The following is a 6,654-nucleotide window of genomic DNA, read 5'->3' as shown; positions in this document are numbered from 1 at the left end:
TCTACGCAGCGTGATCCAAAGCAGTCCGAACCGGAGCTGAACACGCAGCTCACAGCGTTGTGCAACACGCTTTAGAATTGGCCGGTGACCACCGACTGGAAGCGCGAGCTACGGGACAAGGGCTACCGGCTGACGCCCCAGCGCCAGCTCGTGCTGGAGGCGGTGACGACGCTCGGGCACGCGACGCCGGACGACATCCTCACGGAGATCCACAAGACCGCCAGCGGCATCAACATCTCGACCGTGTACCGCACGCTCGAACTCCTGGAGCACCTGGAGTTGGTGAAGCACACCCACCTCGGGCACGGCGCGCCCACGTACCACCCCGCGGGACACAGCAACCACCTGCACCTGGTGTGCCGCGACTGCGGCGGCGTCACCGAGGTCGAACCGGGGCTCGCGGAGCCGCTCGCGGACACCGTCGAGTCGCGCTACGGCTTCGACATCGACCTCCAGCACTTCGCGATTTTCGGCCGCTGCGGCGGGTGCTGCCGGGCCCGGACCGCCGACCGTTCCGCACCGGGCCGCCCGGCCGACAACAACGGCGACAGCAAGTCCGACAACAAGTCCGACAGCAAGGCTGACGACGAGGCCGAGGCCGACAACCAGGCCGACAACCAGGCCGACAACAGGGCCGACGGCAACGGCGGCGGCACCGACGTGGTGCCCTCCCCGTCGTCCCCCGCCCGAGGTACCTAAGCTGGACGGCATGACCGCCACCAGCCCCCTGCTGTCCCTGCCCGGAGCCGTCGCCGCCGACGCCCCGGACGAAGGCGTCGCCGCGCATTACGGCGACCCGCTGCGCGAACAGCGCAGGCTGGCCGAGGGCCGCGGGTTCGTCGACCTGTCGAACCGCGGCGTCGTCCGCGTCTCCGGCCCGGACCGCCTGTCCTGGCTGCACTCGCTGACCACGCAGCACCTCACCGACCTCAAGCCGGGCGACGCGACCGTCACCCTCGTGCTGAGCCCGCACGGCCACATCGAGCACGCGATGTACGTCGTCGACGACGGCGAGGCGCTGTGGGCGCACGTCGAGCCGGGCACCGCCCCCGCCCTCGTCACCTTCCTCGACCGCATGCGCTTCCTGCTGCGGGTCGAGGTGGAGGATCTGACGGACGCCTACGCGGTCGTCTTCGAACCCCGGACCGAGCCCACGGGCGACGACGGCGTCGTGGTGCGCCGGACCGCGGAGGGCCGCGAGCTGTTCCTGCCGCGCGAACGCCTCGCCGAGTACGGCGCGTCGCACGCGGACCCGGCGGGTGTGTGGGCGTACGAGGCCCTGCGAGTCGCCGCGTACCGCCCCCGGGTGGGCAACGAGACCGACCACCGCACGATCGTCCACGAGCTGGGCTGGATCGACACCGCCGTGCACCTCAACAAGGGCTGCTACCGCGGTCAGGAGACCGTCGCGCGCGTCCAGAACCTCGGACGCCCGCCGCGCCGCCTGGTGTTCCTGCACCTGGACGGCACCGAGGAGAAGCTTCCGGTCCACGGCGCGCCGGTCGAGCTGGACGGGCGGCAGATCGGTTTCGTGACCAGCTCGGCCCGCCACCACGAGCTGGGCACGATCGCCCTGGCCCTGGTCAAGCGCAACACGGCGGTGGACGCGGTGCTGACCGCGGACGGCGTGCCCGCCTCGCAGGAGGTCGTCGTCCCGGCCTGACCGGTTCCCCGGCCCTCGGCCCGGCTCCGGTCCTCCGGTCCCCGGCACCGGCCCCACTGTCCCGACCCCGGTCCCCGGCCCCGGCCCCCCCGGTCCCGGTCCCCCCGGTCCCGCCCCCGGCCTTGGCTCCTGGCCGAATCGGGACCGGATGGGGGGATATCCCCATGTCGGTCACGCCGCCGCGGACGGACAATGGCTGTACGAGGCCATCCCGAGGGGGTACGACATGTCCAACCGCGGCCCGTACATCGCCGCCGGCGTGGTGGTGGCGGTCATCGCCCTGTGGATCATTCCCGGCTGGCTGGCGTGGGTCGTCTTCGCGGCGATCATCGGCGTGCCGGTCGTCGCCTACCTCACGCTCGACCGCTCCCAGCGCCGCCGGATCCGCAACATCAACCGCCGCAGACTGCCGTGACGCGGGGCTGACGTACGCCTCGATGCGCGTTCTGCCGCCCGCCCCGGGGCCGTGACCGGCCCGCGCACGCCAGGGCCCGCTTCGGCGCGGCCCGCCCGGGGCGCCACAATGGCGGCATGCGAGCAGTCGTCCAGCGTGTGTCGGAAGCGTCCGTGACCGTCGGCGGGGAGGTCGTCGGGTCGATCCTCGGCCCCGGCCTGTGCGTGCTGGTCGGCGTCACCCACGACGACACCGCCGAGCACGCCGAGCGCATGGCCGCCAAACTGTGGAGCCTGCGCATCCTGGACGGCGAGAAGTCGTGCTCCGACCTGTCCGCTCCACTCCTCGTGATCAGCCAGTTCACGCTGTACGGGGACGCCCGGAAGGGCCGCCGTCCCACCTGGAACGCGGCCGCGCCCGGCGCGGTCGCCGAGCCTATGGTGGCCGCGGTCGTCGCCGAACTCCGGGCGCTGGGCGCGCACGTGGAGACCGGCGTCTTCGGCGCGGACATGCGCGTCGCGCTCGTCAACGACGGCCCGATCACGCTCGTCATCGACATGTGATCGGCATCTGATCGGCACCTGAGCGGCACGCCGTCGATGTGCTGGCGGTGTGCGGGCCGCGTGCAAATGGCGTGCGGGCGGCCCTGGGCGGGCGACCCGTCCGGGGCGATTCGTCCCTGTACGGCACGCGCCGCCCCGGTCGCCGTGACACGATGCGTGCCATGGCAGATCCGCTGAAGCCGTCCGCGCGGGACGAGGCAGCTCAGAAGGCCGCTCCTCCCGCCCCCTCCGCGGCCCCGGCCGAGGGTCCGTTCGCGGTCCCCGATCCGGTACGCGCCCTCGGCCTCGACGCCGTGCGCAGTCGGCGCCGGGAGGCCCAGCGGGAGGAGAGCGATCTCTCGTACCTGCGCCGCCTGCTGCAAGGCCGGATCGACATCCTGCGCGCCGAGCTGCTGCGGCGCGAGGATCCGGCGGCGGCCCCGGCGGGTCCCGGGCCGGCTCCGGTGATGGAGAAGCTGTCGGAGATCCTGTCCGAGCGCAGAGGCCCCGCGCGCGGCGCCCGGCACGTCACCGTCCATCCGCCGCGCACCGAGCGCTACCGGGTGCGGATCGAGCGCATGCTCGCCGACGTCGAGCTGTCCGACCTCGCGGCCCGCAGCGACGCCGAACTGCGCGCCGCGCTGGAGGACCTGACGGGCTACGAGCAGGAGGTGTCCGCGCGGCGCCTGGAGCTCCAGCGGGAGATGGACCGTTGCGGCGCGGAGATCGCGCGCAGGTACCGTGAAGGGGAGGCCAGGGTCGACGACCTGCTCTCCGGGCGCTGATGGGTGGCCCGGAGCGGGCGGCGGCGACCTTGGCCGCCGATCAGCCGTCGGAGACCGGCTGTCAGATGCCGCTTGCCCGCCGCCGGCCGCCGGTTCGCCGGGTGCCGGCCGTATGCCGAGGAACCGCCCTTATGTCCGTCCAGCCGCAGGACCCTTCGTCGCCCGAGATATCCGGCGCGCAGCCCGTCCTGGCCGAGGTCGTCCGTTCGGGCTTCGTCGAGGGGCGCCACCGGGGTGCGCTGGTCGCCCTGGAGGCGGACGGCTCGGTGGCCTTCGCGCTGGGCGACGTCGCGCGTCCGGTGTTCCCGCGTTCGTCCACGAAGCCCGCGCAGGCGGCGGCCGCCCTGCGGGCGGGGCTGGACCTCGACGGCGAGCTGCTGGCGCTGGCCGCGGCGAGCCATTCGGGTGAACCTTTCCATTTGGACGGAGTGCGCAAGATCCTGGCCGGCGCGGGCCTCGACGCGGGCGCGCTCCGCACGCCCCCGCAACTGCCGCTGGGCGAACGGGCGTACGAGGACTACCTGCGGTCCGGCGGGCACCCCGACCCCTTGGTGATGAACTGCTCGGGCAAGCACGCCGCGTGGCTGGCGGCCTGTGTCGCGAACGGGTGGGACACCGAGACGTACCTCGATCCGGTGCACCCGCTGCAACAGCTCGTGCTGCGGACCGTCGAGGAACTGGCCGACGAGCGCATCGCACACCTGGGCGTCGACGGCTGCGGCGCGCCGGTCCCGGCGCTGAGCCTGATTGGGCTCGCGCGGCTGTTCCGCTCGATGGCGGCCGCGTGCTCCGGTACGCCGCAGGAGCGCGTGGCGTCGGCGATGCGCGCGCACCCCGAGTACGTCGCGGGCACCGGGCGGGTGGACACGCTGCTGATGCTCGGCGTCCCCGGCCTGGTCGCGAAGATGGGCGCGGAGGCGGTGCAGGGCATCGTGCTGGCGGACGGACGCGCGCTGGCGTTCAAGGTCGACGACGGGTCGGTGCGCACGCTCGGCCCGATCGCGGCCCGCGCGCTGCGCCGCATGGGCGTCGACGCCGCGGTGCTCGACGAGATCGCCGAGGTCGAACTGACCGGCGGCGGACGGCGGGTGGGGGCGATCCGCGCGGCGTTCTGAGCACGCTGCCAGGGGCGCGAAAGGGCGCGGCGTCGGACGTACGGCCCTCGACCTGCCGCCCTCAGACCCGGGCCGCCTGCTGTCCGCCCCGGGAAGCCGGCGCCTGTCCCCGCTCGGGCGCCCGTCCCTCCGCCTCCAGAGCCTCCGCCGCCTCCCGGGCGTCGTACACCGCCCGCGCCGCCGCGATCTCGTTCTGGTGGTCCTCGGTCCACGTCACCAGCGCCTGGATCGTGTCGTGCAGCGTGGCGCCCAGCGGCGTCAGCGCGTACTCGACGCGCGGCGGCACCACCGGGTACACGGTGCGCTCGACGAGGCCGTCGCGCTCCAACTGCCGCAGCGTCACCGTCAGCATGCGCTGGCTGATCCCGTCGATCTTGCGGCGCAGCTCGGTGAAGCGCAGCGTGCGCTGGTCGAGCAGCGCGATGACGAGCAGCGACCACTTGTCGGCGATGCGGTCGAGGATCTGGCGTACCTCGCAGTCCTCCCGCGTGTCCCACTGGTGGGCGTCGTAGTCGCGGGTGGTTCCTTCGCAGTTACCGGGTGACTTGTAAGTGCCTTCTTCCATGTCAACCCATGGTTCCCGAAGATTCCTATGGGAACAAGAGGTAACCGACCCAGGATCTTCCGGGTGCGGACGCCGTGTGCCCCGTCCCTGCCGTACGCGCATCCGAGGAGCCATGCCATGTCCGCGACCTCCACCGCACCGCCGTCCCACGACCGGGCCGACGCCGCCACACCGGCGGCGAAACCGGGCGTACGCCTGAGTCCACGGGCCTGGGGCATCCTCCTCGTCCTCTCCGGCGCGATCTTCCTGGAGGGCATCGACGTCGCGATGATGGGCGTGGCCCTCCCCGCGATCCAGTCCGACCTGGGCATGTCGACCGCGTCCCTGCAATGGGTCGTGAGTGCGTACGTCCTGGGCTACGGCGGCTTCATGCTCCTCGGCGGGCGCGCCGCCGACCTGCTCGGCCGCCGCCGCATGTTCCTGTTCTGGCTGACCGTGTTCCTGCTCTTCTCCGGCCTCGGCGGATTCGCCGACAGCGGCTGGATGCTCATCCTGTCGCGCTTCGTCACCGGCCTCGCCGCCGCGTTCATGACCCCCGCCGGGCTCTCGATCATCACCACGTCGTTCGCCGAAGGCCCGCAGCGCAACAAGGCGTTGCTCGTGTACGCGGGCATCGCCGCGGCCGGATTCTCCCTCGGCCTGGTGGTCGGCGGGCTCCTGACGGCGATCCACTGGCGGTGGGTCTTCTTCGCGCCGGTCATCCTCGCCGCGCTGATCCTGGTCGCCGCCGCACGCCTCCTCCCGCGCGAGGAACGCCCCGAGCGCACAGGCGGGTTCGACGTCACCGGCGCGGTCGCCATCACCGGGGCCATGCTGCTGCTGGTCACCACCGTGGTCCGCGCGCCGGACGTCGACATCAAGTGGACCGCCCTGACCGGTGTCGCCGGCCTGCTGGCCCTCTCCGCCTTCGTCGCCGTCGAACGCCGCTCCTCGGCACCGCTGGTCCGGCTCGGCATCCTGCGCTCGGCGCCGCTGCTCCGCGCCAACATCGGTGCCGTGGCGTTCTCCGGCTCGTTCGTCGGCTTCCAGTTCATGCTGGTGCAGTACCTCCAGCACCTGCGCGGCTGGAGCGCACTGGAGACCGGGCTCGCGATGATCGCGATCGGCATCGACGCCATCGTGGCGCCGGTCCTGACGCCGCGGCTGGTGGAGCGGTACGGCAACACGAAGGTGATCGCGGCCGGGTTCACCGCGGCGGTGGGCGCGTACGCGTTCTTCCTCACGGTCGGCACGGACACCGCGTACGCCGCCATGCTCCCGGCGATGCTGCTGCTCGGCATGGCCTTCGCCCTCGCGTACGGCCCGCTCACCATCGCCGCGACCGACGGCATCGACGAGGCCGAACAGGGCCTTGCGGGCGGCCTGTTCAACACGTCCTTCCAGTTCGGCTCGGCGCTCGGCCTGGCCGTGGCCACGGCGGTCAACGTCGCGGTGACGCAGTCCGAGTCGCCGTCCGACCTGCTCGACGGCTACAAGGCGGCCTTCCTCGTCTCGATCGCCGCGGCGTTCCTGGCCCTCGTCACCACCCTGAGCGGCCTCCGCCGCGCCCGCCGCTGACCATTCGCGTCATCGCATCGACACCGCAGTCGA

The 6,654-nt window shown here is 72.6% G+C and carries 8 protein-coding genes; 7 read left to right on the top strand and 1 reads right to left on the bottom strand.

Translation table 11 applies throughout. The features are described from left to right. The first annotated feature begins 84 nt into the window (after nt 1–84). The 6 genes from ACRX5S_RS33345 to ACRX5S_RS33320 all read left to right on the top strand — a co-directional run bounded on the left by ACRX5S_RS33345 (nt 85) and on the right by ACRX5S_RS33320 (nt 4,499). Nucleotides 85–699: a transcriptional repressor gene (locus ACRX5S_RS33345; protein ID WP_436776926.1), complete on the top strand. Its 615-nt coding sequence runs from the start codon at nt 85–87 to the stop codon at nt 697–699. A gap of 10 nt (nt 700–709) precedes the next feature. Further along, nucleotides 710–1,663, top strand: a complete 954-nt coding sequence (gene ygfZ / locus ACRX5S_RS33340) for a CAF17-like 4Fe-4S cluster assembly/insertion protein YgfZ (protein ID WP_436776925.1) — start codon at nt 710–712, stop codon at nt 1,661–1,663. A gap of 226 nt (nt 1,664–1,889) precedes the next feature. Next, nucleotides 1,890–2,078, top strand: a complete 189-nt coding sequence (locus ACRX5S_RS33335) for a hypothetical protein (RefSeq protein WP_436776924.1) — start codon at nt 1,890–1,892, stop codon at nt 2,076–2,078. A gap of 116 nt (nt 2,079–2,194) precedes the next feature. Then, entirely contained in the window at nt 2,195–2,620 is a 426-nt protein-coding gene (gene dtd, locus ACRX5S_RS33330; RefSeq protein WP_436776923.1) for a D-aminoacyl-tRNA deacylase, read from the top strand. A 161-nt stretch (nt 2,621–2,781) separates the two neighbouring features. Further along, complete coding sequence (locus ACRX5S_RS33325; RefSeq protein ID WP_436776922.1) at nt 2,782–3,384, top strand: RsiG family protein; 603 nt, start codon at nt 2,782–2,784, stop codon at nt 3,382–3,384. A 131-nt stretch (nt 3,385–3,515) separates the two neighbouring features. Further along, nucleotides 3,516–4,499, top strand: a complete 984-nt coding sequence (locus tag ACRX5S_RS33320) for an asparaginase (RefSeq protein WP_436776921.1) — start codon at nt 3,516–3,518, stop codon at nt 4,497–4,499. A gap of 61 nt (nt 4,500–4,560) precedes the next feature. On the opposite strand, the gene ACRX5S_RS33315 is transcribed toward ACRX5S_RS33320, so the two are convergent. Continuing rightward, a complete protein-coding gene (locus tag ACRX5S_RS33315; protein ID WP_436776920.1) occupies nt 4,561–5,064 on the bottom strand; it encodes a winged helix-turn-helix transcriptional regulator in 504 nt (167 codons plus the stop codon). A 117-nt stretch (nt 5,065–5,181) separates the two neighbouring features. Between ACRX5S_RS33315 and ACRX5S_RS33310 the strand changes: the two genes are divergently transcribed. Next, complete coding sequence (locus ACRX5S_RS33310; protein WP_436776919.1) at nt 5,182–6,621, top strand: MFS transporter; 1,440 nt, start codon at nt 5,182–5,184, stop codon at nt 6,619–6,621. The last annotated feature ends 33 nt before the right edge of the window (nt 6,622–6,654 follow it).

This window comes from Yinghuangia sp. YIM S09857 (assembly GCF_051388915.1).
Taxonomy (GTDB): Bacteria; Actinomycetota; Actinomycetes; order Streptomycetales; family Streptomycetaceae; genus Yinghuangia.
Note: the sequence above shows the minus strand (reverse complement) of the source record. Positions and strands in the feature narration are given on the sequence as shown.